This window comes from Faecalibacterium sp. AF10-46, from assembly GCF_003604105.1.
Classification (GTDB): Bacteria; Bacillota; Clostridia; order Oscillospirales; family Ruminococcaceae; genus Faecalibacterium; species Faecalibacterium taiwanense.
Map to the genome: position 1 here is coordinate 152,923 of NZ_QVGY01000005.1, position 24,911 is coordinate 177,833.

Sequence of the window (24,911 nt, forward strand, 5' to 3'; positions counted from 1 at the left end):
ATGCCGGGGTGTTGCGCAGTTGGTAGCGCGCCTGCTTTGGGAGCAGGAGGCCGCGAGTTCGAGTCTCGCCACTCCGATATGACAAAAAGCCACGATGAACCGTTCACAAATGCGGTTTTGTCGTGGCTTTATTTGTTGCCAGTCCCCTGAGATTCGGCTGGAAGATGCCTTATTTGTGCGTTACCGTCTCAAAAACCATCCCTGCGCTAAAGGGCAAATGCGCATCCGGCAGCTTTCCGATTTTGTTCTTTTTTTATTTACAAACAGTACCTTGACACCGAAATATCCTTTTTGTAATCTGAAAGAGTATTCTGAATGTAAGTGAATGCCGTCCCGAATCAATACGGTTTTTTCGGGCAGGGCGGCAGGAAGTTTTTCCAGCGAATGTCCTGGGGTGAGCCTCTGCTGCCGCAGGCAGCAGGGCGGGACTGGAGTCCCGGGCTGTTCGCAGAGAAAGCTTCCTGATGGCCTGCCAAGTGAGCGCAAGCTGACGGCAATAGGAAAGGAGCAACTATCAATGGATCATCTGCAGAACGTAATGGGATACTTCGACCAGCAGCAGCCGCTGTGCGCCGAACACGATCGCATCAGCAAGGATCTGTACAAGGAGTTTGGCGTTAAAGCGGGCCTGCGCGACGAAAACGGCAAGGGCGTGCTGGCGGGCCTGACCAATATCTCCGATATCCGCGCCTTCCAGTATGTGGACGGGGTGAAAAAGCCTGCCGACGGTCAGCTGCTCTACCGCGGGTACGACGTGAAAGACCTGATCCGCGGGTCGTCCGGCTGCCGCTTTGCCTTTGAGGAAGCGGGCTATCTGCTACTGTTCGGTGAGCTGCCCACGCAGGAAAAGTTGGAAGAGTTCTGCCGCGTGCTGGGCGAGTGCCGCACCATGCCCACCAACTTTACCCGTGATGTGATCATGAAGGCCCCCAGCCACGATATCATGAACTCCATGGCCCGCAGCGTGCTCACACTGGCATCCTACGACCCCAAGGCCGGTGATCTGGAAATTTCCAATGTGCTGCGCCAGAGCATCCAGCTGGCCGGCATCTTCCCCATGCTGGCCGTGTACAGCTACCATGCCTATAACCACTACGAAAAAGACGGCAGTATGTACATCCACCGGCCGGACCCGGAGCTTTCCACCGCAGAGAACTTTTTGCGGATGTTGCGCCCGGATATGAAGTACACCGAGCTGGAAGCCCGCGTGCTGGATGTGGCATTGCTGCTGCACGCCGAGCACGGCGGCGGCAACAACTCCACCTTTACCACCCGCGTGGTCACTTCGTCTGGCACCGATACCTACTCGGCCATGGCGGCTGCCCTGTGCTCCCTCAAAGGCCCGCGCCACGGCGGTGCCAACCTGATGGTGATGCAGATGATGCAGAACATCCGCGAAAACCTGCACGACACCGAGGACGATGAAGAGCTGGAAGCCTACCTGAAAAAGCTGCTGCACGGCGAAGCATTTGACCGCAAAGGCCTGATTTACGGCATGGGCCATGCGGTGTACTCCCTCAGTGACCCCCGTGAGGTGGTATTCAAGGGCTATGTGGAACAGCTGGCCCACGAGAAGGGCCGCGACAAGGACCTTGCCCTTTACAACAAGATCGAGCACATGGCCCCGCAGCTGATCGCGGAGGAGCGCAAAATTTTCAAGGGTGTCAGCCCCAATGTGGACTTCTACAGCGGCTTTGTGTACGATATGCTGGGCATCCCCATGGAGCTGTACACGCCGCTGTTCGCCGTGGCCCGCGTGATGGGTTGGAGCGCCCACCGCATTGAAGAGCTGCTCAGCGCAAACAAGATCATCCGCCCGGCCTACAAGAGCCTTGGCGGCACCCACGAATATATCCGCCGCAATGAGCGGGAATAACAGGGAGGATGCATGATGAGCGTGGAACTGAAACATCACCCGGAAGAATGGTTCTTCCTGCACAATTTTGATATCGACAAGGTGTTCAGCACCATCCAGCGGGCGGATTACCTGATCTTATATTACATTAAGATGCAGGCCGAACAGCACCCGGATCGTAAGGTTTATCTGGCTGACCTTGCTGCCGTTATGGGCCTGAAGGTGACAGAGCTTTCCAAGGCCGTTGAAAAGCTGCAGGACAAAGGCTTTGTGGCATGGAAGACCGACCGTGAAGCGGGCCGCACCTATGTGGAGCTTTCCAGCAAGGCTGTGGAACTGATGGCGGAGGAGCGCGCGTTCATGCAGCGCTGTTACGCCCGCCTGCGTGCAGAGCTTGGCGACGAAGAACTGCATCGTGCAGTAAGCACCATGCAGAGCGTGACGGCCATCCTGAAGGATGAACGAGAACACAGCGGCGTATAAAAACAGCCCCAACGAAAAAATGAGATAGACTTCCCCGAAAGGGGTTGCCTATCTCATTTTTTGTTGTAAACTGAGGTTCCCGGATCAACCAATAAATTCTACTGAAAAAAGCCAAAGCGGCTATTTTAAATCGTTTACCGGATCAGGTTCACAAATACCGGGCAGAGCACTGCGGTCAGCACACCGGCCACCGCAATGGAAAGGCCGCTCATGGCACCTTCCACCTCGCCCATCTGCAGAGCTTTGCTGGTGCCCACGGCATGGGCCGAAGTTCCGATGCCCACGCCCTTGGCGATGGGGTCGGTGATGTGGAACATCTTGCACACCGTCTCAGCCAGCAGCGCTCCCACGATGCCGGTAACAATGACGATTGCACCGGTCAGGGCAGCAATGCCGCCCAGCTCAGCGGCCACATCCATGCTGATGGCGGTGGTCACGGATTTGGGCAGCAGGGTGGCATACTGCTCACGGGTCAGGTCCAGCGCCAGTGCCAGCGCCAGTGCGCTGCCAAGGCTCACCAGCGTGCCCACCGAGATACCCGCAATGATGGCGGCGGCGTTCTCTTTCAGCAGGTCGATCTTTTCATACAGCGGAATGGCCAGTGCCACGGTGGCGGGCAGCAGCAGATAGTTCACCGGTGCCGCGCTGGCCTTGTAGTCTGCATACGGGATGCTACACACCGACAGAAAAATGATCACAAAGATGCTGCCCAGCAGCAGCGGGTTAAAAATGGCTTTGCCTGTCACCTTATTGATAAGGGTGCCCAGTGCAAACGCGGCCAGCGTAAGCAGAACGCCCCATGCTGCGGAGCCGGACAGAAAATCATTCAGCAGCTGCGTCATTGTCAGCCTCCTTTTTCTTGCGGCCGGTCAGGGCCTGCGTGGTCTTGCCTGCACTCACCATCACCAGCACAGTGACCGGGATAATGGCAACGAGGATGGGCAGCAGCATCTCGCCCATCTCTGCCCACAGTTCCATCACACCGGCGGCAGCGGGCACGAATAACAGCGGGAAGATGCCTGTGAGATAGGTTCCCACCTCTTTCACATCGTCCAGCTTTACCAGCTTGAAGTTCAGCGCTGCCAGCAGCAGCACCAGACCGTAGACGCTGGCCGGGACCGGCAGCGGCAGCACTACATGAAGGATCTCGCCCAAAAAACAAAACGCAAGAATGCGCGCAAACTGAAAAATATATTTCGTAGTAAAGTTCCCCTTTCCTCGATCAAAAGCGTAAATGGTCACATCAAGGGTAAAGTATACCGCACCTGCCCCAATCCATCAACCGTGATTCTGGATAAGAAAATTTGCACATTTTGCCGAGAACTGTGCAAAAAAAGGCGCACCGGTCAAGCCGGTGCGCTTTTTTGCATGTTATCAGAAATACCGTCAGATCACATAATCATTCCCGGCCTGATCAGACCGGGCGAGATCGGCCAGCGTGATATTGCCGAAATAATTGGAGATCAGATCGTTCAGCCCCTTCCACATCTCGTAGGTGCGGCAGTTTGCCATGCGGGAGCAGGGGGTCGCATTGGGGGTCAGGCAGCTCACCGGTGCAAGGCTGCCCTCGGTCAGCATCAGGATCTCGCCCACGGTGTACTGATCCGGGCTGCGGGTGAGCCGGTAGCCGCCGCCCTTGCCGCGCAAGCCCTCCAGAAAGCCGTTCTGCACCAGCACCTTAAGGATGTTTTCCAGATATTTTTCCGAGATCTCCTGCCGGGCAGCGATCTCCTTGAGAGGGACATATTTTTCAGACTGATGCTCGGAAAGGTCGATCATCACGCGCAGTGCATAGCGCCCTTTGGTGGACACGATCATAATAGTGTACTTCCTTTGTTGGTTATAGATTGAGTTTTTAACCTATTATACAACAGGGTAAATAATATTTCAATCCCACTTTTTTCAAAAAATCCATTGACAACCGCACAGAACGGGTCTATAATACCATCAAACCCACAAATGATGTTGGTATAAAGGTTTTAGAATCGGGTCATCCAGCAGGGCACATGTGCCCATAACTGTATCAGGGAGGAAACTACAATGAGCAAGATTTATACTGCCGCAGATCAGCTGATCGGTCATACTCCGTTGCTGGAGCTGACCCATATTGAAAAGGAGCAGGAGCTGCCTGCCCACATCATTGCCAAGCTGGAATACTTCAATCCGGCCGGTTCTGTCAAGGATCGCATCGCCAAAAAGATGATCGATGATGCCGAGGAAAAGGGCCTGCTGAAGGAAGGTTCCGTGATCATTGAGCCTACCTCCGGCAATACGGGCATCGGTCTGGCCGCTGTGGCAGCCGCCAAGGGCTACCGCATCATCATCGTGATGCCCGAGACCATGAGCGTGGAGCGCCGCCAGCTGATGAAGGCTTACGGCGCAGAGCTGGTGCTGAGCGAGGGTGCCAAGGGCATGAAGGGTGCCATTGCCAAGGCCGACGAGCTGGCAAAGGAGATCCCGAATTCCTTCATCCCCGGCCAGTTCGTGAACCCGGCCAACCCTCAGGCCCACATCGAGACCACCGGCCCCGAGATCTGGGAGGACACCGACGGCAAGGTGGATATCTTTGTGGCAGGCGTGGGCACCGGCGGCACCGTGACCGGCGTGGGCCAGTACCTGAAGAGCAAGAACCCGAACGTCAAGGTGGTGGCTGTAGAGCCTGCTTCCTCTCCTGTGCTGAGCAAGGGCACCGCAGGCGCACACAAGATCCAGGGCATCGGCGCGGGCTTTGTGCCGGACGTACTGGACACCAAGGTGTATGACGAAATCATTGCCGTGGAGAACGACGATGCCTTTGCCACCGGCCGTCTGATCGGCCACAAGGAAGGCGTGCTGGTGGGTATCTCCTCCGGTGCTGCTGTTTATGCTGCCCTGCAGCTGGCAAAGCGCCCGGAGAATGCCGGTAAGAACATCGTGGTCCTGCTGCCCGATACCGGCGACCGCTACCTGTCCACCCCGCTGTTTGCAGACTGATCTTTCAAAAAGCTCTCCTCTCCCGTTCTGTGACTTCACAGGGCGGGAGTTTTTTGTTACAATATCCCTATCAAACACTTTGGAGATTTGCCCATGAATTACTATGCTGCCCCCATGGAGGGCCTGACCGACCGGGTGTGGCGGCAGGCACACCAGAAATGGTTCGGCCCTGCTGGCAATGCCGACCGCTACTATGCCCCTTTCATCTCCCCGCCGGAGAACCGGGTGCTCATTAAAAAGAAGATGGCCGAGCTTGCCCCTGCGGCAAACCCCGGCGCACCGGTGATCCCGCAGCTGCTGGCAAAGGACGGCGAACTTGCCGCATGGATGATCGGCGAGCTGCGCGGCCTTGGCTACACCGAGGTGAACCTGAACCTCGGCTGTCCTTCCGGCACCGTCACCGCCAAAGGCAAGGGTTCCGGGATGCTGCGCGACCCCGTCAAGCTGGACGCTTTTCTTGCTGCCGTATTTGCCAATGCGGAAGGGCCTATCTCGGTCAAGACCCGGCTGGGCGTGGAAAAGCCGGAAGAATTTGCTGCCATTCTGGATATCTATAACCGGTATCCCATCTGTGAGCTGACCATCCACCCGCGTGTGATGCGCCAGCTCTACCGCGGGCAGGCCGACCGTGCCGCTTTTGCCGCCGCCCTGCCCGGATGCCGGATGCCCGTGTGCTACAACGGCGATGTGACCACCGCTGCGGACCTGCACACGCTGGAAGCGCAGTATCCGCAGCTGTCCGGCATCATGGTGGGGCGCGGCATCATTGCGGACCCGGCGCTCTTCCGTGAAGCACGCGGCGGCGCACCGGCCGCACGGGAAGAGCTGCGCGGATACCTTGACGACCTCTACCACGGATACTCCGAACTGTTCGGCAGCGCCGGGTGCGCGGTGAGCCGCATGAAGGGACACTGGTTCTACCTCATTCACAAGTTTGAGGGGGCCGAAAAGCTGGAAAAGCAGCTGCGCAAGGTGCGGGAACCGTGGGAATATGAGGTCGTCGTAAACCAGATCTTTACGCTGCCGTTCCGGCCGTAACGGTTGGAATGGCCTCCGTTTCGCTCTGGCCATCTTCAGCGAAAATTTTATTTTATTAGTTGCAATTCAGAAAGATCTGCGGATTTTTCTGAATTGCGCTTTCACCGGAGGGGCTGTAACGGTAAACGGCATCTGCATTCTATTATGAAAAAGCCCCGCCATCATAGCGACGGCGGGGCATGAGCAGACAAGCGATATCAGACGTTCAGATAACTGCGTAGCATGGCCTGCAGCAGATCGTCACGATCCACCTTGCGGATCATGGAACGGGCATTTTTATAGGTCGTGATGTAGGTGGGGTCTTCGGACAGGATATAGCCCACCAGCTGATTGACCGGATTATAGCCTTTTTCCTTTAAAGCATCGTACACCTGCTGTACGATCTCATGGATCTCATAGTCCTTTTTGTCGTGGATCGAAAAAATAGCGGTCTCGCCACTCACGGAATACACCCCCTTAGGAAGAACTACATTCATTGTACACGAATTGCGAGGAAACTTCAAGCTAAACAGACCGGATTTGCACAGTTTGCATAAAATTTCCGGTCCTGATTTTGCAGGCTGACGGCCTGCACCGCCGCAAATGCGGCAGAAGGAGGGCCTTTATGCTGTATGGCATCGGCTGCGACCTGTGCGAGATCGCGCATCTGGAAAAAAGCCTTACCGGCGCACACGCTGCAACCTTTATCCGCCGGGTGTACGGCGAGGCCGAACGCGCTGCGCTGAGCCTTGACGAACCACTGCCCGCCGGGCGCAGCGCCGCCCACCGGCTTGCCAGCGCCGCAGCCAACTTTGCCGCCAAGGAAGCCTTTTTAAAGGCGGCAGGCACCGGCCTGCGGGAGCCGTTCTCCCTGTGTGAGATCGAGGCTGTCCGGCTGGAAAGCGGTGCACCTGCCTATCATTTTTCCGGCCAGACGGCGGAATGGATGCAGGCCCATGGCCTTGCCGCCCGGCTCTCTCTGAGCCACGAGGGCGGCATGGCGCTGGCCTTCTGCACGCTGGAAACTCTGTAAGCCTTTGTGCATACAATGGAATATCCCCTGCGCTGCATAACCGGCGCGCAGCCGGCTCATACTGAGAGCAGACGAAGATGCGCCGGACGCATCACATAAGCGGGGCGCATCCTCCAAATGCAGGGAGGGAGATTCCATGGAGGTACACAGAGGAGAAGTTTTTTACGCAGATCTTTCGCCGGTGGTGGGGTCGGAGCAGGGCGGCGTGCGCCCGGTGCTGATCGTGCAGAACGAGATTGGCAACCGGCACAGCCCTACCGTGATCGCTGCGGCTATTACATCCCGGCTGGACAAAGCCCGCCTGCCCACCCACATCAATATCCGGGCAGCGGATACCGGCCTTGCCAAGGACAGCGTGGTGCTGCTGGAGCAGATCCGCACGCTGGATAAGCACCGCCTGCGGGAGCGGGCCGGGCAGATCACACCGGAAGATCAGAAACGTGTGGATCAGGCTTTGGATGTAAGCCTGGGGCTTACTTCATATTAAGGGGCTGTTGCAAAACAGCTCTCTGAAAAGATCATGCACAAAACCCGGAACCTTTTTTCGGCCAAAACGGCTCAAAAAGGGCTCCGGGTTTCTGATTTTACGCTGTTTCTTTGTGCAAACTGCGATCATTTTTTCATTTTCCAGCTTAATTTTTTTGAAAAGGCGCGCGAAGGCTGGTTATTCCCGCCAGAAAATGCTATACTTTTCTGCAGAATGGTTGTGCTGTCGTGTGCAGCATATGTAGGTTTTATGATGATATCGGAGGGCTGATTATATGATCATCCAGAGCAAAAAAGTATGGATCGCCGACCAGTTTATTTCTGCCGCAGTCGAGCTGGAGCAGGGCAAGATCACCGGCATCTTCCCCTATGGTGAAAAGCAGGCCGATGTGGACTATGGCTCCAAGCGCATCGTGCCCGGTTTTATGGATATCCACTGCCATGGTGCCTACGAGTTCGACACCAACGACGCAAAGCCGGAGGGCCTGCGCTACTGGGCAAAGCATATCGTCTCTGAGGGTGTGACCAGCTTTCTGGCCACTACCGTCACCCAGAGCGTGGAGGTGTTGACCAACGCCGTGGCCAATGTGGCCGACGTGATGGAGGGCAGCTACGAAGGTGCCGAGATCCTTGGCATCCACTTTGAAGGCCCCTACCTCGATATGAAGTACAAGGGCGCACAGCCTCCGGAGTACATCGCAAAGCCCAGCGTGGAGCAGTTCAAGCACTACCAGCAGGCAGCACGCGGCCACATCCGCTATGTGACCCTTGCGCCGGAACACGACGAAGGGTTTGCACTGACCCATTACCTGACCGAGCACGGCGTGGTGGTCAGCATCGGCCATAGTGCCGCCACCTATGAGCAGGCCGTGATGGCCTATGCCAACGGTGCCCGCTCCATGACCCACGTGTACAACGGCATGTCCCCCTTCGCCCACCGAGCCAACGGTCTGGTGGGCGCAGCCTACCGCATCCGCACCATGTACGGCGAGATCATCTGCGACGGCTGCCACTCCACCCCTGCTGCCCTGAACAACTACTTCATGAGCAAAGGCCCGGATTACGCCATCATGATCTCGGATGCACTGATGGCCAAGGGCACCCCCATTGGCAGCGAGTACATCTTTGGCGGCAACCATATCACCATCTACCCGGACGGCAGCGCCCATCTGGACAACGGCACGCTGGCCGGTTCCACTTTGAACATCAACAAGGGCCTGCGCATTCTGGTGGAGGAGGCCATGGTGCCCTTCAACTATGCACTGAACGCCTGCACCATCAACCCGGCACGCTGCCTGCATCTGGACGACCGCAAGGGTTCCATCCAGATCGGCAAGGATGCCGACCTTGTGGTGCTGGACGACAACTACGATGTGCTGCAGACCTACTGCATGGGCAAGGCCCAGCTGTAATTTCTGGCTGACGCGAACAAAGGATGTGGTAAACCCGTTATGATCCAGATCGCCTTCTGCGACGATGACCAGACAGTTCTGGACCAGCTCTCTGCCCTGCTGGAAAAATATCGCGCCCAGCGCTGTGTCCAGATCCAGTGCACAGTCTTTCACAGCCCGCTGGATCTGCTGGCCGAGATCGAAAAGGGCACCCGGTACGATATCCTGTTTCTGGATGTCATCATGCCGGCCGAAAACGGCATTACCGCCGCCAAGGAGATCCGGCAGTACGATAATGTCGTCAAGATCATCTTTCTCACTTCTTCCGCCGAGTTTGCAGTGGAATCCTATGTGGTGGGTGCCTATTTCTACCAGATCAAGCCCATCTGGGAGGACAGCTTTTTCCGTCTGACGGATTCGGTGATCGCCGAGTGCCGCCGCGCCGACCAGCGCAGCCTGATCCTGCGCTGCAAGACCGGCATCTCCCGCATCGATCTGGACCAGCTGCTCTACTGTGAAGTGCTGGGCCGTACCCTGCTGTTCCATCTGGTGGACGGCACCGTGCTGGAAAGCACCGGCAGCATGGACGAACTGGCCCGCCAGCTGACCCCTCACGAGAGCTTTCTGCGCACGCACCGCTCTTTTCTTGTAAATATGGAGTATATCCAGAACATCTCCACCCGCGCCGTTACCCTGACAAACCTTGCGCAGATCCCCATTCCGCACGGAAAGTCTGCTGAGATCCGGCAGCAGTATCTGGAATATGCCTTCCGCCGAAAGCAGGTGATGATATGAGCACACCCTTTGCAGATGCGCTTTCGCTGTGCAACCTTGCCTCGGTGGGTATTTTCGGCATCGTGCTGTCCGCCGCGTTCTGTGAGCTGGAATGGACCCGCCAGCGCAAGCTCCTGCTTGCGGGATGCACCGTGCTGATGCTGGCGCTGCAGGGCATTGTGAGCCTGCGGTGGAGCACCAGCTTTACCCGGTATCTCTACCCGGTCATTACCCACCTGCCGCTGGTCATACTGCTGGTCGCCATGACCCGCAAGGTGCTCTGGTCACTGATCGCCGTGCTGACAGCCTACCTGTGCTGCCAGCTGCGGCGCTGGGCCGCACTGCTGGTCATTGCGCTGTTCCCGACAGGCGGCACCGCGCTGCAGGATGCCACCGAGCTGGTCGTCACCCTGCCGCTGCTGCTGGCACTGGTGCACTGGATCGCGCCTTCAGTGCGCGCGTTGTCGCACTCTTCGCTCAAGCTGCAGCTGCAGTTCGGCGTGATCCCGCTGCTGAGCTATGTCTTTGACTACTTTACCCGCATTTATACCGATCTGCTCTCCAGCGGCAATCAGGCTGCAGTGGAGTTCATGCCCTTTGTGTGTAGTCTGGCCTATCTGGTCTTTGTGCTGCAGACCACGCAGGAGCAGAAGCGGCGCAGCCAGCTGGAGCAGACCCAGAACAGCCTGAACCTGCAGGTAGCGCAGGCTGTGCGCGAGATCGATGCCCTGCGGGAAAGCCAACGCAAGGCCAGCACCTACCGCCACGACCTGCGCCATCATTTACAGTACATTTCCGCCTGCATCGAAAATGGCCGTGCCGAAGCCGCGCAGGAGTACATCCACAGCGTGTGCGCAGAGATCGAAGCCAGCAAGGTGAACGTCTACTGTGAAAATGAGGCCGCAAACCTCATTCTCTCGGCCTTTGCAACCCGCGCGCAGAACAGCGGCATCGACTTCCGGGTGCATGCCGCCATCCCGCTGGTGCTGCCTTTGCCGGACAGCGACCTGTGTGTGCTGCTTTCCAACGCGCTGGAAAATGCCCTGCACGCCGGGCAGCGCCAGCGCGAGGCCGGAAAGCCCGCTGTTGTGGAGACCACCGCCTACCAAAAGGACGGCAGACTGTTTTTACAGATCGCAAACTCCTGCAGCTTCCCGGTGCAGTTCCGTGCCGAGGGCATCCCCACCACCAGCCAGCCCGGCCACGGCCTTGGCGTGCGCAGCATCTGCGCCATTGTGGAGCAGTATGGCGGCATGTACAGCTTTTCGCAGCAGCAGAACCAGTTTGTGCTGCGCATCTCTCTGTAAAAGGTCGATTCAATGCATTTTATGGGCGACTCGTGCCAATTGCACCAGTCGGCACTGCTTTTGCGCTATAGTAAGCTCAGACGGTTCTACTGCCGTCTAAGCTTATTTTTTTCAGGGAGGGTCTTCTATGGCATTTCTGCTCATCCCGGTCATTTTGCTGGCCGTGGTCTGGCTCAGCTACATCTGCCGCCGTCTCAGCGAGCTGAACGAGAATGTCAACACTGCCATGAACCAGATCGGCCTGCAGCTTTCTTCCCGCTTCCGTGCTTTGGAAGCCCTGCTGGAACTGGCCCGCACCCACGGCCTTTCGGCCCAGCTGGTGCTGCTGCCGCCCTCCATCAATGCCCTGTCCACACCGGCGCAGGTGCTGGAACAGGAGCAGCATCTTGCACAGGCCATGTCCTACATCACCATTGCGGCCGAGAACCACCCTTCCCTGAAAGCAGACCCCGCCTACCAGCGCTGCATGGAAGCGGCCAACTGCTACAGTCGGATGGTCTATACCAGCAGCCTGATCTACAACGATTCCGTCACCCGGCTCAACTGTGCACTGGAGCAAAAGCGCCTTGGCCTGCTGGCCGGTCTGCTGGGCATTGCCCCGCGGGAATACCTGCAGTTTGCACCGGATGCACCGGTGGCCTGTCCTGTCCAGCCCTCGCAGCCTTTTCGGCGGGAACCCGCATAAAACTTCTTCATCGTAAAAGCCCGGCACCTCGGTCCGCTTGAAGGTGGAATAAAATCACAGGGCGCATTCGTTCCACCCTTAATACGCAAAACACCCCTCGGCTTCCGCAGCAGGAAACCGAGGGGTATTTGTTATGCTTTATTTGTGTTATTTGTGTCGGTTCAAGCCCTTACGCGATCACTTGCAGGGATTCTTGATGGCAGCCCTGGGCGGGTGATAAAATTGCAGAGCGTTCGCACGTACTTACATCTGGTACAATGCCACCATCAGCGGCATCGTGACGATACACAGCAGGGTCGTTACCACATTGATCGCGCTGGCGTAGTCTGCATCTTTGCCGTACACCTGCGCCATCTGGGTCAGTGTGGACGCGGACGGCGTGCAGATGGCAAGCAGTGTAACCAGCAGTATTGTTCTGCCCTCCGGCACTAGTGCTGCAAGGCTGCTGTATTTCAACAGTACGATTCCTATCAGCGGGATGCCCACCAGACGCAGCAGCGTGATCCACCATAGTCTGTGATAGCTTAGCAGTTTTTTCAGGTCCATTTCTGCGATCAGCATACCGAGTATCAGCATTCCCATTGGACCAACCATACTGCTGATTGAATCCACCGCATCCTGCACAGGTGCAGGCAACTGGATCCGCAGCAGGAACAGCAGCACCCCAGCAAAAATGGCGATCATGTTGATATTGGTCAGAATCTTTTTCAGGTCGATTCCTTTTTCTCCGCAGAGCTTCATTTTAGCATGGCTCCACAGCAGAAAAAGCTGCACCGAAAGAAATGCGCTGGTGTAAATGACCCATTCCTTGCCCAGAATGGCCGTCACAATGGGAATAATAAGGTTCCCTGCGTTGGAATAGATCAGCGAGGTCTCCTCTACACCATCCAGTTTCAGCACCTTGCCCAGAAAGCCAACCACCACGATCAGCACCAGATGCAGCAGCGCTGACGCAGCCAGTGCCAGCAGCAGACCGTTCAGAATCTCGGGCTGATACTCCACCTGAAACGACGAGATGATCACACATGGCATGACCAGATACAGTGAGATCATGGAGAGCACCTTGCTGTCCTGACTGCGGACGATGCCGCAGCGCACCAGCACAATGCCCAGAGCCATGACCAAAAACAGCGAAAGGATCTTTTTTGCCAGAATCAAGCTTATCATATCGATATTCCTTTGCGGCAGCTGTTGTACGTGCTGCACTCTCACACAAAAAAATCAAGTGCAGTATTTTTCTTGTTGTTTTGAAAAATACTGCACCGATCTTTTTTATTTGATTAGTCCTCGGCGGGAAGTTCCAGATCCTGTCCGTTGGAAGCGATCACCTTTTTGTAATACTCGAAGGAATCTTTCTTCCGACGCTGCAGGGTTCCGTTGCCCTGATTATCCTTATCCACATAGATAAAGCCATACCGTTTTTCCATCTCGCCAGTGCCGGCACTCACGATATCGATGGGTCCCCACCAAGTGTAGCCGAAGATATCGCAGCCGTCAGCCACAGCCTGCTGCAAAGCTTCGATGTGCTTTTTGAGGTACTCCATGCGGGCAGTATCGCGGATGCGGCCATCCGGGTCGATGGTGTCTGCTGTTCCAAGGCCGTTTTCAGCAATGAACATGGGCTTCTGGTAGCGGTCATACAGTTCGTTGCAGACGAATCGAAGACCCACCGGGTCGATAGGCCAGCCCCACTTGGATTTTTCCAGATAGGGATTGTCCGCACCTACGTGACCGCCCGTATTGGAGCGGATCTTCATGCCGGCAATGTGGGTAGAGGTCATGTAGTAACTGAAAGCCAGATAGTCGTTGGTGTTCTGTGCAATCAGCTCAGAATCGCCCGGCTCCATCTGCACCTGTACGCCCAGCTCTTCCCACTTGCGATTGATGTAAGAGGGGTAACGGCCGCGCAGCATCACATCCGAGAAGAACAGCGAACGCTGACGAAGCTGATAGGTTTCCATCACATCCTCCGGGCGGCAGGTATTGGGATATGCCGTGCTCAAAGACAGCATGCAGCCGATCTTTGCACCCGGTATCATCTCATGGCAGGATTTGACAGCCAGTGCATTGGCCACAAACATATTGTGTGCAGCCTGATACTGCCGCTGCGGTGCATTGTCATCATCTGCCACCACCATGCCGGCTGCCAGATAAGGCAGCTTGAGGGTGTTGTTGATTTCATTGAAAGTCATCCAGTACTTGACCTGATCCTTGTAGCGCTCAAACAGCACCTTGCAGTAGCGCTCAAAAAAGCCGACCAGCTTGCGGTTGTCCCAGCCGCCGTACTTTTTGACCAGCGCCAGCGGAGTCTCAAAGTGAGAGATCGTGATCACCGGTTCAATGCCCCAGCGGTGCAATTCCCGGAACATATCCTCGTAGTAGGTCAGACCCTTCTCGTTTGGCTCGGCATCGTCGCCGTTCGGGAAAATGCGACTCCATGCAATGGAGGTGCGCAGACATTTCATGCCCATCTCGCCAAACATGGCAATATCTTCTTTGTAGTGATGATAGAAATCGATTGCTTCATGAGAGGGATAGACGTGACCCTCATGCAGTTCCAGCGCCGGGTCCAGCTTGATGAAACGATCTTTGCCGGTCTCCAGCAGGTCGCAGATCTCTAAGCCCTTTCCATCTTCCAGATAAGCGCCCTCGCACTGGTTTGCCGCCAGTGCGCCGCCCCATAAGAAGTTTTTTGCAAAGGTTTTCACAGCAGTTCTCCTTTTATCAGTTCTGAGCGGCCTGCTCTACTTCTGCCTGCTTATTGGCAACGATCATGAAGGGGATATACACCAGCGTTGCCAGTGCCAGACCAATAATCTGCACCACAACACCCTGCCAGCCGTGGCCAATCAGTGCACTCAGCAGCACGGGCGTACCAAAGGCAACGTCAACGGTGTTGCAGGGCATAAAGCCAATCGTGCTTGCAAACAGTGCAGTACCGGAGCACAGCATCACAGAGAGGATGGAGGGAATCAGCATGGTGGTGTTCAAAACCAGAGGCAGGCCAAAGACCATGGGCTCGCTGATGCCGAACAGTGCGGGGCCAATGGCAACTTTGGCAACAGCGCGATAATCTTCACGCTTGGACACCAGGAAGATAGCCAGGCAGACGGGCAGAGCCACCGGCAGGGCAACGAATGCGACCCAGAAGCCGTAGGTGATGGGAGAGGACGGGGTCTGACCAGCGGCCACAGCAGCAACGTTTGCAGCCAGAGCAGCAGCCAAGAACGGGTCACGCACAGGCTTGATGATCAGGTCGCCATGGATGCCCAGGAACCAGAATGCACGGCAGACCAGAATGATGATGAACAGACCGGCAGGGCTCTGGAATGCGTTCTCCAGAGGATGCTGGATGGTGGTGTAGATCCAGTCGGTCAGGTACTGGCCGCTGATCTGACGGAATGCGTAGCCGCCAATGGAAACACCCAGCAGAGTGAGCACGATGGGGATCAGAGAGTTGAAGGAAGTGGTGATCGCTGCGGGCACAGAATCCGGCATCTTGATTTTGAGCTTATCGAAGGTCATCAGGAAGGCGAACAGCTGGCTTGCCAGAATGGCAATCAGCATGCCCACGAACAGACCCTGAGAGCCCAGCGCTGCGCCGGGCAGGCCGCTAGCGGTACCGGTCTTGTCGTCCACCACCACAGAAACGATCTGCGGGCAGATGGTCAGATAGGAAGCTAGCGCCATAATAGCGGAGATGTGCTCCGGCACGTTGTTCTTCTTGCCCAACTTGAGGCCAATCAGGAACACGATAGGCAGGGTCATGCAGGACAGCGTTGCAAAGTTTGCAGCGGTGAAGATGGGCTTCAGTGCTTCCAGTGCGGGGATCCACTTGGCAAGGCCAGTCGTAGTGCTGCACAGGATGGTATTGAACAGGCTCATAAACGAGCCCACGATAACGAACGGCATGTAGATGGTAAACGAGTCCTTGATAGCGCCAAGGAACTTGTTTTCATCCACCTTTTCGGCCACCAGACTCATGCCGTCAATGAACTTGTCGCTAAATTTACTCATGTTTTTTCTCCTCCAAAAGGGATTTTCCAAACAACTCAGCCGTTGTTCACCAGATCCTCGGCCTGCTTCAGAATGGCAGCACCGTTGCAGCGGCCATAGGCCAGTGCATCAATGACCGCCACCGGTGCACTGTCACCCACAGTTGCCTTGACCTTGCGCTGCAGATGGCGCACCTGCGGGCCCAGCAGCAGCACATCAAAGTTGCCAACGTTCTCCGCAATCTTGTTCTGATCCACAGCCCAGATCTCATAGTCCTTGCCTTGCTCCTTTGCAGCGTCCTTCATCTTCTGGACGACGACGCTCGTGGACATTCCCAAACAGCAAGCCAGCATGATTTTCATAACGATTCTTCCTTTCTTGTGTTCCGTGTTTATTTATGATTCTGCTTGTAGAGCTCGATGAACTCTTCTGCAAAATCGATGGACATGATTGCCATGGTCAGGTGATCCTCTGCGTGGATCAGCACGATGTTCAGTTCCACGCTCTTGCCCTGAGCTTCGCTCTGCAGCATATCGTTCTGCACATCGTGCGCCTTGGCCATCTGCTCTCTTGCTTCGGCCAGATTTTTTTCGGCCTGTTCAAAATTGCCGTTGCGGGCCTCCTCGATTGCCATCAGTGCCAGCGACTTTGCATCACCAGCGCAGGCGATAATTTCAAATGCAACTTCGTACTTCTCGTCATCAACCATTTTCTTGTTCCTCCAGTCCTTGTTCTTTTTGTCTCAGCAGCCCCAACAGGACCTCGAACCGGCGCTCTGCGATCAATTTGCAGATGCAGGCTTCATCGACCATAAGCTGCGCAACAACCTGATAGAATTTTTGCAATTTTGCGGTGGCATCGTCCGCGATGGACACCAGAAATACCACCTGTACCTTTGCTTCGCCCCACTGCACGGGCTTGTCCAGAATGGCAAGGCAAACGAAGGTATCTTTGCTGACTGCCTTCCACGGATGCGGCATTGCCACCAGCCCACCAAACGAAGTGGCGGCCAGCGATTCCCGCTTTTTCACGAGCTGTAAAAAATCATCCGGCAGCTTTTTTTGGCCACACACGAACCGGCACATCTGTTCCAGTACCTGCTCCCGTGTTTCGCAGTTGAGATGTGGCAGAAACAGCTCCGGGCTGAAATATTCTTCCACAGTCCCCTTTTTGCCCTGCATCAAGAGCTTTTTCATCTGGGTCAGTTCTTTTTCGGTGGGGAAGAACTGGATCTGTCGGATGGGCACCGGGACATAAATGGGAATAGGCACCGTGGAAAACACATAGTCGATCTTACTGAAGTTCACGCTCCGCAGCCCGATCACGTCACAGGTCTGTACCCGGCCCAAATTCTTGCCGAATTTCTGCTGGTAGCGGTAAGCCAGCAGCTGGGCGCTGCCTTTGCCGCTGGCGCAGACGATCAGGATGTTTTTAGGTGCCCACTCTTTGGCCTTCTGCCGTTCCAGTGCCAGCGCAAAGCTGACGGCGATATAACCGATCTCGTCCTCCTTGATGGGGTTCGGGCTGACGTTTCGCAGCACGCTGCACGCCTGCGTGGCCATTTCGTAGGCCAGCGGATACTCCCGCTTGATATCCTGCAGGATCGGGTTCTTCATCCGCATCCCACTCTTGATCCGCGCCAGCAAGGGCACCATGTGCATGCACAGGCCCATGCGCAATTCCAGATTGTCCCGGAAGTCGATGCGGAACGCCTCGTAGATATGCTCGATCATATCCGATACGATGCGGTTGACCTCCTGCGGAATCACCAAATTTTCATCCGAGGTCATTGCGTTTGCCCGGTACATCTGTTTGCCGTTCAGATGCATAGCAATGTAGTAGACCTCCGGCAGTGGAAAAGCCACGCCCGTCATGTTTTCGATCTGCACGGCGATGTGGCTGGCCACTTCTAGGATCCGCTCCGGAAGGTCCGCCTGCATGCCATCCGAGCTTTCTATCGCGTGCCCTGTGCGGATGCGCTCCACTGCGACCTCAAGGTGGACCGCCAGATTATCCAGCGCCATCGTGGACATGGCGAACTTTTCTTTTTCCAGCACCCGGCTGACCAGCTCCTGTATCTGCTGCCCGACCGGGCGGCTCTCGTCCCGCTGCGCCGCAATGCAGATCCTACGGTTCGTCTCACGGCCCACCACGCAGATGCCGTAGCCCGGTTTGCGGCGGATGCTCAGCCCGTATTCCGCCAGCTGCCGCTCCACTTCGCGCAGATCGTTGGAGATTGACCGCCGCGACACGAAAAACTGCTCGCTCAGATCATCCAGCTTGGAATAGCCATCCTTTTCCAGCAGATACTGCCTCAGCCGCTGTATCCGCTCCTGCGCGTCCTGCGGGATGCCGGTCCTTTCTCCCTGCTGTGGTTTGCTGCTCGACACATACGTCTGTGCATCCGTGATCTCAATGCCGAACCCCCTGCCGGGTTTGGCTGTGATGCAAAAGCCATTTTCCTGCATTTCCTTTGCGTAGGTCTTAATCAGGCTCCGCACTGTTTTGCCGCTGAGTTTCAGCTGTGCGGCCAGTTCATCCGCCGTCATAGGGCCACTTTTGTCCAGTATTTCAGCGATCGTCCAGATCCGCTCGTCCATCTTTTCACCTCCCCCAGCCTGTTGATTAGCACATTTATTTTCTTATCACTGTTAAAATTATAGCATTTTTGCTCAATTCGTTCCACGTCCAGAATTTCCACATCCACTCCGGAAATTGTTGCATGTATATTTTACCGTTTGGATATTCTGCCAGTCAACACAAAAACCGCCCCGGCTTCCTGTTACGAAAACCGGGACGGTTCATATACTTTATTGGTGCTCTCTCAAGCCCTCACGCAATTACTTGCGGGGATTCTTGATAGCAGCCTGAGCGGGCGATAAAATTGCAGGGCGTTGGGGAAGAATGATAATACGTTTTTATAAGTCAACAAAACGTTTTTATCTTCGCACAAATCCTACTCCAGAAATATTTCCTGTTCGATCGTGACTCCGTATTGCAAAATCTTATCAATTGCATCAACAAACAGCGTATGTCTTCCCGCATTCCGCTCTTCCTTCAGCTTCTTCAGATACTGCTCCGACCGCTTCAGGCCATTTTTATGGATGCGGCTTTCCAACTTTTCTGCAAAACTGCCGGACAGCGCCCGATTCGCCTGCATCACCAACAAGTTCCGCGCCACCACCGACAGTCATATGCAGGTCATGGCTGCCAGCCTGATGACCGAGCAGGATGTGGTGCTGTTCGTCTCCTACTCCGGCGCTACCCGCGACCTGATGGAGACCCTGCGCACCGCCAAGGCCAACGGCGCAAAGGTCATCCTGATCACCCACAAGGGATCTGACATCCACCGTATTCTTTTGCCGTTCTTTCTATGCAAAAAAGCTGCCGCACCGGAAAAACCGGCGCGGCAACTCTTTTTGCAGGAACCTGTACCGGCGCTACGGGACGCACCAGCGGCAGGAACACACTTATTTACCAAAGACGGCAACGTAGTCCTTCTGGAACTTTTCAATGCCGGCATCGGTCAGAGGGTGGTGGATCATCTGCTCCAGCACCTTATATGGCACGGTGGCAATGTGTGCACCGGCCAGTGCGCAGTCCGTGATGTGGATAGGATTGCGCACCGAGGCAGCGATGATTTCGGTATGGATATCAGGGTAATTGCCGAACATCTCTGCAATGGTCTGAATCAGGTCGATGCCGGGCTGGCCGATATCGTCCAGACGCCCCAGAAAGGGGCTGACATAGGCAGCACCGGCACGGGCAGCCAGCAGCGCCTGATTTGCGCTGAAGATCAGGGTGCAGTTGGTGGGAATGCCCTCGCTGCTCAGCACCTTGATGGCCTTCAGACCCTCTGCCGTCATGGGGATCTTTACTACCATGTGCGCAGGGTCCAGCGCGTAGATAGCACGGCCTTCCTTAATCATCCCTGCAGCATCCAGCGTAGTGGCCTTGACCTCGCCGGAGATGGGGCCATCCACAATGGAGGTGATTTCCTTTAGAGTCTCGGCGTAATCACGGCCTTCCTTGGCAATCAGGCTGGGGTTGGTGGTGACACCGGCAATGATGCCCATATCGTTTGCCTTGCGGATCTCGTCCACGTTGGCCGTATCAATGTAGAATTTCATACCTGTATTCCCCTTTTTTCAGCAGACGCTCACTTCAGCAGCGCCTCGGCATGGGCTGCAATGTTCTCGGCGGTCAAACCGTACTCCTTGAACAGATCGGCGGGCGAGCCGCTCTGACCAAAACGATCCATAATGCCCACGCGGTCAAACTTGCAGCTGCACTTACCGGCAATGGTCTCGGCGGTCACACCGCCCAGACCGCCGATGATGCTGTGCTCCTCGGCAGTAACAACAGCCTTGCACTTATTGGCATAGGCCAGTGCAGTCTCGGTATCAAAGGGTTTGATGGTGTGGAAGTTGACAACAGCAGTGCTGATGCCCTTGGCCTCCAGCGCATCTGCTGCCTTCAAAGCTTCCGGGATCATCAGTCCGGTGGCAAAGATCGCCACATCAGAGCCATCCTTCATCACATTGGCCTTGCCGGGGATAAAGGGGGTGTCCTCCTCGGTGTACACATCGGACACCGGACGTGCCACGCGGATGTACACAGGACCCTTGATGTCGATTGCTGCCTTAACCGCCTTACGGGTCTCAATGGGGTCGCAGGGTACCAGAATGGTCATGTTGGGCACAACGCGCATCAGGGCAATGTCTTCCACGGTCTGATGGCTGCCGCCGTCCTCGCCCACGCACAATCCGCTGTGGCTGCACGCCACCTTGACGTTGGCGTTGACGTAGGCAATGCTGTTGCGGATCTGCTCGTAGGCGCGGCCGGTACCAAACAGTGCAAAAGTGCTGATGAAGGGGATCAGACCGCTGTGTGCCATACCGGCAGCAGCACAGGTCATGTTGGCTTCGGCAATGCCGAAGTTAAAGAACCGCTCGGGATACTTCTCGGCAAAGATGTTGGTCATGGTAGCGTGTGCAAGGTCTGCATCACAGACGACGACCTTCTCATTCAGACCACCGATATCACGCAATGCCTCGCCGTAGGCGACGCGCATAGATTTACTTTCAGCCATCTACTTCTACCCCCAGTTCTTTCATAGCCTTGATGTACTCTTCCTTATTGGGTGCCTTGCCGTGCCAGCCGACCACGTTTTCCATAAAGGAAACGCCCTTGCCCTTCACGGTCTCGCAGCAGATGAAACGGGGCTTACCCGGGGTGACGGGTGCCTGAATGGCATCCACGATGGCCTGAATATCATGGCCATCCACCTTGACGGTCTCAAACCCGAAGGCGGCAAACTTGGCGCAGGGATCGCCCACCGGCATGACCTGATCGTTGGTGCCGTCGATCTGCAGCCCATTGTGATCCAGCAGAACCACAAAATTGTCCAGACCGTACTTCACAGCGCTCTCGGCTGCCTCCCACACCTGACCTTCCTGGATCTCGCCATCGCCCAGAATGGCGTATACCCGGTAATCCTTGTGCAGGTATTTGGCTGCCATAGCCAGACCGCCTGCCACGCTGACGCCCTGTCCCAGAGATCCGGTGTTCACATCAATGCCCGGCGTCTTGTTGCAGTCGGGATGGCCCTGCAGGTGGCTGTGCAGCTTGCGCAGGGTCCACAGATCCTCCCGGGGGAAGAAACCCAGATCTGCCAGAATGGCGTACTGTGCCGGGCAGCCGTGACCCTTGCTCAGCACAATGCGGTCACGATCCTCCCACTTGGGGTTCTTGGGGTCCACATGGGCAGTGTTATAGTAGATAGCCATGAGCATCTCCACCAGAGACAGTGATCCGCCCGGGTGGCCGGACTGGCACAGATACAGCATCTTGATAATGTCTGCGCGCAGCTGCTTTGCTTTTTCCTGTTGCATAGCAAGTTCCATAATATGTATCCCTCTCAATCAGATTTGAAGATGTACGTTTTTACGCAGCCGTTGCACCCAGCAGCATATCCGGCAGGAAGGTAACGACCTGCGGGAAGATACAGGTGACAGCCAGCGTGATCAACAACGGAACCAGGAAGGGCAGGATCGACTTGTAAATGCGTTCCAGCTTGATCTTGTTCACGTCCGAAATGACAAACAGGCACACGCCGAAGGGAGGAGTGACCTGACCGATCATCAGGTTCAGCACCACCACAACGCCGAAGTACACCAAATTGTAGCCCATGGTGTTGGCGATGGGCAGCAGCACAGGCAGCATCAGGGTCAGGATAGCGCCGGGCTCCATGACCATGCCAAGGATCAGCAGGATGATGTTGATAATAAACATGACAACCGCCGGGTTGGAGGAAACACCGGTGATGGTGTTTGCGATGAGGGCGGAGATGCCCTCCTTGGCCATGACGTAGGTAAACAGGGTGGAAGTACCGATGATGAACAGTGTGTTTGCAGAGGAGATGGCACTTTCCTTCAGGCACTGCAGGAAGGTTTTGAGATCCATGCTCTTATAGACCAGCACAGAGATAATCAGCGCATAGATGGTTGCCACTGCAGAGGCCTCGGTGGGGGTGAACCAGCCCAGCGTAAAGCCTGCCAGAATGATCACGGGGGTGATGCAGGCGGGCAGCGCATGAACGAACTGACGCACCAGATTGCGCAGGTTGAAAGCGGTGCGCTCGTAGCCGCGCTTGACGGCGTAGATGTAGATGAGCACCATCATCAGCACTGCCATGACCAGCGCCGGGATCACACCGCCCATAAACAGCTTGGACACACTGACCGAGGCCGACGCGCCGTATATGATCAGCGGGATCGAGGGCGGGAAGATGGGGCCAATGACTGAGGAGGCCGCAGTAACGGCAGCGGAGAAATCATCGTCGTAACCGTGGTCACGCATGGCCTTGATCTCGATGGCGCCCAGACCGCCGGCGTCGGCAGAAGCAGAGCCGGACATCCCGGCAAAGATGACCGAGGCCAGCACGTTGGCGTGACCCAGACCACCGGGAATCCAGCCCACCAGCTCGCGGGCGGTGCCGAACAGCTCGTCGGTGATCTTACCGGCGTTCATCAGGTTGCCCGCCAGAATGAACAGCGGAATAGCGATGAGCAGCCAGCTGTCAATACCGGAAACCATCTTTTGACCAATGACCACCAGCGGGTAGCCCAGAGACAGGCAGCCCAGCACGGCAGAGAAACCGATGGACACCGAGATGGGAACGCCAATGATCAGAAATGCAACGAATGCAAGCAAGAAGAGGATCATGCGGCCTTCCCTCCTTTCTTAGCGGCAATGTGGCCGACCAGCATCTCAAGGCTCTTCAGCGCAATGAACGCACCGGCAATCGCCATAGGGATGTATTGGATGGTATAGTGAACATTGGGCATGGTGGCATAGGTGCGGGAGGCCACAAATCGGTACTGTGCATTGAAGGCCACGATCATCACGACGCCCAGACCCAGACCTACCAAATCGGTGATGTACCACACGATCTCGGCAGCAACACCATGCAGGCGGGTGACAAGGAAATCCAGCCGGATCAGACCGGACTTGTTGTACAGGGGGATGATGCCGATAAATGCCATCCACAAAAACAGGATGCCGCACAGCTCGGTGGTGGGCAGCCAGCTTTGGTTCAAAAAGTTGCGGCGGCACAGCTCGGTCACGATCAGTCCAACCAAGCCAAGGATCATTGCCATAATGATCCACTCAGCCACCTTGGAAATGGTGTCTGTGATCTTTGTCAAAACTTTCATGTTGCCATTCCTTTTTTAAAAAAGGCGCAGGCCCATCCGAAAATCGGCCTGCGCCACTGCAAATACAACGAGCTTCGGGAGATTCCCGTCTTACTTATTGCCGTAGTTGTAGATGGTATCGACCAGGCTCTGATCATACCATGCCTCGCTGGCATAACGGGTGTAGTATGCGGGGATGTCCAGCTTCTTCTTGAAGGAGTCGATGTCCGGGTTATCGCAGAACTGCACGCCGCCCTCTTCCATGGTCTTGCGAGCAGTCACGTTATCCTCAGCGATGCAGTCAAAGCTGAACTGTGCAGCTTCCTTTGCCTTCTCGCGCAGCACATTCTGGGTGGCCTCGTTCAGCTTGTCCCAAGCGATCTTGTTGGCAGCCATGGTGCAGCCCATCCACATATAATTGATAAAGCTGAAGTAGCCGATATCGTCCCAAGTAGCATTTGCTACTTCGTGGTAGGTGGCGTTGTCCTGTGCCTGTGCGGTGCCATTGCTCAGGGCGGTAGTCAATTCGGTCAGAGCCAGTGCTACAGGGGTAGCGCCCAGCGTGCTCCAGCAGTCGGTGTACATCTGGCTCTGGGGCACGCGGATCTTCAAGCCGATCACATCGTCAGCCTTCTCGATCTGACCCCAGCTCTTGACGGTGGAAACATGACGCATACCGTTGTCGCCCTCAGCCAGATAGACCAGATCGTAATCACCGAAGTCGGCAAAGATCTGCTCACCGATGTCGGTGCTGTTCAGCACCTCGTTGGCTTCCTCGGCGCTGGTGAACAGGAAGGGCAGATCCATAACCTTGGCTTTGTCGTAGAAGGAAGTAAAGCCGGAAGTACCTGCAAAGATCAGATCAATGGTGCCCATACGGGTGGACTCGATCGCCTCGGCATCGTTGCCCAGCGTGCCGCCGTACTGCACATCGCACTTGACTGCGCCGCCGGTAGCCTCTTCGATCAGCTCACCGTACTTGATGATGGTCTTGGTGGGCACGCTGTTTTCGCCGCCGGGGCTGTACAGGGTCAGGGTAGTGTTGGTAAAACCGGCATCGCTGCCGCCTGCGGAAGCTGCGGTGGAGCTGGCGGTGCTGGTGGTAGTGCTTGCGGAAGAGCCGCCGCAAGCGGCCAGACCCAAAGCTGCTGCGCCGATACCGGCGACCTTCAGAAAGCTACGGCGAGAGATCTTTTTCATAACAGTGTCCTCCT

Annotated in this window: 27 protein-coding genes, 1 tRNA gene and 1 pseudogene; 12 read left to right on the forward strand and 17 right to left on the reverse strand. The window is 56.0% G+C overall.

All coding sequences use genetic code 11. From position 1 onward, the window contains the following. Nucleotides 1–4: 4 nt before the first annotated feature. The 3 genes from DWV57_RS07570 (at nucleotide 5) to DWV57_RS07580 (ending at nucleotide 2,338) form a co-directional block, all read left to right on the forward strand. A tRNA-Pro gene (locus DWV57_RS07570) sits at nucleotides 5–77 on the forward strand. Between the two features lie 440 nt (nucleotides 78–517). Then, nucleotides 518–1,876 (forward strand): citrate/2-methylcitrate synthase, encoded by a 1,359-nt coding sequence (locus tag DWV57_RS07575; RefSeq protein ID WP_120020417.1) that lies wholly within the window; start codon nucleotides 518–520, stop codon nucleotides 1,874–1,876. A gap of 12 nt (nucleotides 1,877–1,888) precedes the next feature. After that, nucleotides 1,889–2,338, forward strand: coding sequence for a winged helix DNA-binding protein (locus tag DWV57_RS07580; RefSeq protein ID WP_118526649.1), 450 nt, complete (start codon nucleotides 1,889–1,891; stop codon nucleotides 2,336–2,338). A gap of 134 nt (nucleotides 2,339–2,472) precedes the next feature. Here the strand turns inward: DWV57_RS07580 and DWV57_RS07585 are convergent, their stop codons facing one another. From DWV57_RS07585 to DWV57_RS07595, 3 genes are all read right to left on the reverse strand, one after another. Then, complete coding sequence (locus tag DWV57_RS07585) at nucleotides 2,473–3,180, reverse strand: LrgB family protein (protein WP_097774460.1); 708 nt, start codon at nucleotides 3,178–3,180, stop codon at nucleotides 2,473–2,475. Beyond that, nucleotides 3,161–3,493 carry a CidA/LrgA family protein gene (locus DWV57_RS07590; protein WP_242702883.1) on the reverse strand — a complete coding sequence of 111 codons (333 nt, stop codon included), beginning with the start codon at nucleotides 3,491–3,493 and terminating at the stop codon, nucleotides 3,161–3,163. The genes DWV57_RS07585 and DWV57_RS07590 overlap by 20 nt, the downstream gene beginning before the upstream one ends. 231 nt (nucleotides 3,494–3,724) lie before the next feature. Then, a complete protein-coding gene (locus tag DWV57_RS07595; protein WP_118526645.1) occupies nucleotides 3,725–4,156 on the reverse strand; it encodes an RrF2 family transcriptional regulator in 432 nt (143 codons plus the stop codon). A gap of 222 nt (nucleotides 4,157–4,378) precedes the next feature. Between DWV57_RS07595 and cysK the strand changes: the two genes are divergently transcribed. Together cysK and DWV57_RS07605 are read left to right on the forward strand one after the other, a co-directional pair. Continuing rightward, nucleotides 4,379–5,311: a cysteine synthase A gene (gene cysK / locus DWV57_RS07600; protein WP_005942619.1), complete on the forward strand. Its 933-nt coding sequence runs from the start codon at nucleotides 4,379–4,381 to the stop codon at nucleotides 5,309–5,311. A gap of 93 nt (nucleotides 5,312–5,404) precedes the next feature. Beyond that, on the forward strand, nucleotides 5,405–6,349 hold the full coding sequence (locus tag DWV57_RS07605) for a tRNA-dihydrouridine synthase family protein (protein WP_120020418.1): 945 nt from the start codon (nucleotides 5,405–5,407) through the stop codon (nucleotides 6,347–6,349). Nucleotides 6,350–6,546: 197 nt separating this feature from the next. On the opposite strand, the gene DWV57_RS07610 is transcribed toward DWV57_RS07605, so the two are convergent. Continuing rightward, entirely contained in the window at nucleotides 6,547–6,792 is a 246-nt protein-coding gene (locus tag DWV57_RS07610) for an IreB family regulatory phosphoprotein (RefSeq protein ID WP_097774456.1), read from the reverse strand. Nucleotides 6,793–6,953: 161 nt separating this feature from the next. On the opposite strand from DWV57_RS07610, the gene DWV57_RS07615 reads away from it, so the two are divergent. The 6 genes from DWV57_RS07615 to DWV57_RS07640 all read left to right on the forward strand — a co-directional run bounded on the left by DWV57_RS07615 (nucleotide 6,954) and on the right by DWV57_RS07640 (nucleotide 12,004). Continuing rightward, on the forward strand, nucleotides 6,954–7,361 hold the full coding sequence (locus DWV57_RS07615) for a 4'-phosphopantetheinyl transferase superfamily protein (RefSeq protein ID WP_118526641.1): 408 nt from the start codon (nucleotides 6,954–6,956) through the stop codon (nucleotides 7,359–7,361). Between the two features lie 136 nt (nucleotides 7,362–7,497). Continuing rightward, nucleotides 7,498–7,848, forward strand: coding sequence for a type II toxin-antitoxin system PemK/MazF family toxin (locus tag DWV57_RS07620; RefSeq protein WP_005942608.1), 351 nt, complete (start codon nucleotides 7,498–7,500; stop codon nucleotides 7,846–7,848). A 274-nt stretch (nucleotides 7,849–8,122) separates the two neighbouring features. After that, nucleotides 8,123–9,259 carry an N-acetylglucosamine-6-phosphate deacetylase gene (gene nagA / locus DWV57_RS07625; RefSeq protein ID WP_097777211.1) on the forward strand — a complete coding sequence of 379 codons (1,137 nt, stop codon included), beginning with the start codon at nucleotides 8,123–8,125 and terminating at the stop codon, nucleotides 9,257–9,259. 39 nt (nucleotides 9,260–9,298) lie between these two features. Beyond that, nucleotides 9,299–10,033: a LytTR family DNA-binding domain-containing protein gene (locus tag DWV57_RS07630; RefSeq protein WP_120020419.1), complete on the forward strand. Its 735-nt coding sequence runs from the start codon at nucleotides 9,299–9,301 to the stop codon at nucleotides 10,031–10,033. Then, nucleotides 10,030–11,319, forward strand: a complete 1,290-nt coding sequence (locus DWV57_RS07635) for a sensor histidine kinase (RefSeq protein WP_120020420.1) — start codon at nucleotides 10,030–10,032, stop codon at nucleotides 11,317–11,319. The genes DWV57_RS07630 and DWV57_RS07635 overlap by 4 nt, the downstream gene beginning before the upstream one ends. Before the next feature lie 127 nt (nucleotides 11,320–11,446). Beyond that, the gene (locus DWV57_RS07640; protein WP_120020421.1) at nucleotides 11,447–12,004 is read left to right on the forward strand and encodes a LemA family protein; all 558 of its coding nucleotides are present in this window, start codon (nucleotides 11,447–11,449) and stop codon (nucleotides 12,002–12,004) included. Between the two features lie 243 nt (nucleotides 12,005–12,247). On the opposite strand, the gene DWV57_RS07645 is transcribed toward DWV57_RS07640, so the two are convergent. From DWV57_RS07645 to DWV57_RS07675, 7 genes are all read right to left on the reverse strand, one after another. After that, nucleotides 12,248–13,171: an AEC family transporter gene (locus DWV57_RS07645; protein WP_097777207.1), complete on the reverse strand. Its 924-nt coding sequence runs from the start codon at nucleotides 13,169–13,171 to the stop codon at nucleotides 12,248–12,250. Nucleotides 13,172–13,284: 113 nt separating this feature from the next. Continuing rightward, nucleotides 13,285–14,712: a 6-phospho-beta-glucosidase gene (locus DWV57_RS07650; protein ID WP_120020422.1), complete on the reverse strand. Its 1,428-nt coding sequence runs from the start codon at nucleotides 14,710–14,712 to the stop codon at nucleotides 13,285–13,287. Nucleotides 14,713–14,728: 16 nt separating this feature from the next. After that, nucleotides 14,729–16,021, reverse strand: coding sequence for a PTS transporter subunit EIIC (locus DWV57_RS07655; protein WP_120020423.1), 1,293 nt, complete (start codon nucleotides 16,019–16,021; stop codon nucleotides 14,729–14,731). Nucleotides 16,022–16,056: 35 nt separating this feature from the next. After that, the gene (locus DWV57_RS07660) at nucleotides 16,057–16,362 is read right to left on the reverse strand and encodes a PTS sugar transporter subunit IIB (RefSeq protein WP_097777204.1); all 306 of its coding nucleotides are present in this window, start codon (nucleotides 16,360–16,362) and stop codon (nucleotides 16,057–16,059) included. Between the two features lie 29 nt (nucleotides 16,363–16,391). Continuing rightward, on the reverse strand, nucleotides 16,392–16,709 hold the full coding sequence (locus DWV57_RS07665) for a PTS lactose/cellobiose transporter subunit IIA (RefSeq protein ID WP_097800916.1): 318 nt from the start codon (nucleotides 16,707–16,709) through the stop codon (nucleotides 16,392–16,394). Further along, on the reverse strand, nucleotides 16,702–18,600 hold the full coding sequence (locus DWV57_RS07670) for a PRD domain-containing protein (protein ID WP_120020424.1): 1,899 nt from the start codon (nucleotides 18,598–18,600) through the stop codon (nucleotides 16,702–16,704). The genes DWV57_RS07665 and DWV57_RS07670 overlap by 8 nt, the downstream gene beginning before the upstream one ends. Before the next feature lie 356 nt (nucleotides 18,601–18,956). Continuing rightward, nucleotides 18,957–19,169: a hypothetical protein gene (locus DWV57_RS07675; protein WP_133303643.1), complete on the reverse strand. Its 213-nt coding sequence runs from the start codon at nucleotides 19,167–19,169 to the stop codon at nucleotides 18,957–18,959. A gap of 34 nt (nucleotides 19,170–19,203) precedes the next feature. Between DWV57_RS07675 and DWV57_RS14780 the strand changes: the two are divergent. Further along, a pseudogene (locus DWV57_RS14780) lies at nucleotides 19,204–19,281 on the forward strand (hypothetical protein); the annotation flags it as partial. 189 nt (nucleotides 19,282–19,470) lie between these two features. Here the strand turns inward: DWV57_RS14780 and fsa are convergent. The 6 genes from fsa to DWV57_RS07710 all read right to left on the reverse strand — a co-directional run bounded on the left by fsa (nucleotide 19,471) and on the right by DWV57_RS07710 (nucleotide 24,897). Beyond that, on the reverse strand, nucleotides 19,471–20,130 hold the full coding sequence (fsa, locus tag DWV57_RS07685; protein WP_120020426.1) for a fructose-6-phosphate aldolase: 660 nt from the start codon (nucleotides 20,128–20,130) through the stop codon (nucleotides 19,471–19,473). Nucleotides 20,131–20,159: 29 nt separating this feature from the next. Further along, complete coding sequence (locus tag DWV57_RS07690; RefSeq protein WP_120020427.1) at nucleotides 20,160–21,092, reverse strand: transketolase family protein; 933 nt, start codon at nucleotides 21,090–21,092, stop codon at nucleotides 20,160–20,162. Next, nucleotides 21,085–21,906 carry a transketolase gene (locus DWV57_RS07695; RefSeq protein ID WP_120020428.1) on the reverse strand — a complete coding sequence of 274 codons (822 nt, stop codon included), beginning with the start codon at nucleotides 21,904–21,906 and terminating at the stop codon, nucleotides 21,085–21,087. The genes DWV57_RS07690 and DWV57_RS07695 overlap by 8 nt, the downstream gene beginning before the upstream one ends. Nucleotides 21,907–21,946: 40 nt before the next feature. After that, entirely contained in the window at nucleotides 21,947–23,227 is a 1,281-nt protein-coding gene (locus tag DWV57_RS07700; RefSeq protein ID WP_120020429.1) for a TRAP transporter large permease, read from the reverse strand. Further along, nucleotides 23,224–23,718, reverse strand: a complete 495-nt coding sequence (locus tag DWV57_RS07705) for a TRAP transporter small permease (protein ID WP_120020430.1) — start codon at nucleotides 23,716–23,718, stop codon at nucleotides 23,224–23,226. Before DWV57_RS07705 ends, DWV57_RS07700 begins: the two co-directional genes overlap by 4 nt. A gap of 90 nt (nucleotides 23,719–23,808) precedes the next feature. Further along, nucleotides 23,809–24,897, reverse strand: a complete 1,089-nt coding sequence (locus DWV57_RS07710) for a TRAP transporter substrate-binding protein (RefSeq protein WP_120020431.1) — start codon at nucleotides 24,895–24,897, stop codon at nucleotides 23,809–23,811. Between the last annotated feature and the right edge of the window lie 14 nt (nucleotides 24,898–24,911).

Bases quoted from the DNA above. Each gene is read 5' to 3' on its own strand.
- DWV57_RS07575 (WP_120020417.1), top strand. From the start codon at position 518: ATGGATCATCTGCAGAACGTAATGGGATACTTCGACCAGCAGCAGCCG.
- DWV57_RS07580 (WP_118526649.1), top strand. From the start codon at position 1,889: ATGATGAGCGTGGAACTGAAACATCACCCGGAAGAATGGTTCTTCCTG.
- DWV57_RS07585 (WP_097774460.1), bottom strand. From the start codon at position 3,180: ATGACGCAGCTGCTGAATGATTTTCTGTCCGGCTCCGCAGCATGGGGC.
- DWV57_RS07595 (WP_118526645.1), bottom strand. From the start codon at position 4,156: ATGATCGTGTCCACCAAAGGGCGCTATGCACTGCGCGTGATGATCGAC.
- cysK (WP_005942619.1), top strand. From the start codon at position 4,379: ATGAGCAAGATTTATACTGCCGCAGATCAGCTGATCGGTCATACTCCG.
- DWV57_RS07605 (WP_120020418.1), top strand. From the start codon at position 5,405: ATGAATTACTATGCTGCCCCCATGGAGGGCCTGACCGACCGGGTGTGG.
- DWV57_RS07615 (WP_118526641.1), top strand. From the start codon at position 6,954: ATGCTGTATGGCATCGGCTGCGACCTGTGCGAGATCGCGCATCTGGAA.
- DWV57_RS07620 (WP_005942608.1), top strand. From the start codon at position 7,498: ATGGAGGTACACAGAGGAGAAGTTTTTTACGCAGATCTTTCGCCGGTG.
- nagA (WP_097777211.1), top strand. From the start codon at position 8,123: ATGATCATCCAGAGCAAAAAAGTATGGATCGCCGACCAGTTTATTTCT.
- DWV57_RS07630 (WP_120020419.1), top strand. From the start codon at position 9,299: ATGATCCAGATCGCCTTCTGCGACGATGACCAGACAGTTCTGGACCAG.
- DWV57_RS07635 (WP_120020420.1), top strand. From the start codon at position 10,030: ATGAGCACACCCTTTGCAGATGCGCTTTCGCTGTGCAACCTTGCCTCG.
- DWV57_RS07640 (WP_120020421.1), top strand. From the start codon at position 11,447: ATGGCATTTCTGCTCATCCCGGTCATTTTGCTGGCCGTGGTCTGGCTC.
- DWV57_RS07645 (WP_097777207.1), bottom strand. From the start codon at position 13,171: ATGATAAGCTTGATTCTGGCAAAAAAGATCCTTTCGCTGTTTTTGGTC.
- DWV57_RS07655 (WP_120020423.1), bottom strand. From the start codon at position 16,021: ATGAGTAAATTTAGCGACAAGTTCATTGACGGCATGAGTCTGGTGGCC.
- DWV57_RS07660 (WP_097777204.1), bottom strand. From the start codon at position 16,362: ATGAAAATCATGCTGGCTTGCTGTTTGGGAATGTCCACGAGCGTCGTC.
- DWV57_RS07665 (WP_097800916.1), bottom strand. From the start codon at position 16,709: ATGGTTGATGACGAGAAGTACGAAGTTGCATTTGAAATTATCGCCTGC.
- DWV57_RS07670 (WP_120020424.1), bottom strand. From the start codon at position 18,600: ATGGACGAGCGGATCTGGACGATCGCTGAAATACTGGACAAAAGTGGC.
- fsa (WP_120020426.1), bottom strand. From the start codon at position 20,130: ATGAAATTCTACATTGATACGGCCAACGTGGACGAGATCCGCAAGGCA.
- DWV57_RS07690 (WP_120020427.1), bottom strand. From the start codon at position 21,092: ATGGCTGAAAGTAAATCTATGCGCGTCGCCTACGGCGAGGCATTGCGT.
- DWV57_RS07695 (WP_120020428.1), bottom strand. From the start codon at position 21,906: ATGGAACTTGCTATGCAACAGGAAAAAGCAAAGCAGCTGCGCGCAGAC.
- DWV57_RS07700 (WP_120020429.1), bottom strand. From the start codon at position 23,227: ATGATCCTCTTCTTGCTTGCATTCGTTGCATTTCTGATCATTGGCGTT.
- DWV57_RS07705 (WP_120020430.1), bottom strand. From the start codon at position 23,718: ATGAAAGTTTTGACAAAGATCACAGACACCATTTCCAAGGTGGCTGAG.
- DWV57_RS07710 (WP_120020431.1), bottom strand. From the start codon at position 24,897: ATGAAAAAGATCTCTCGCCGTAGCTTTCTGAAGGTCGCCGGTATCGGC.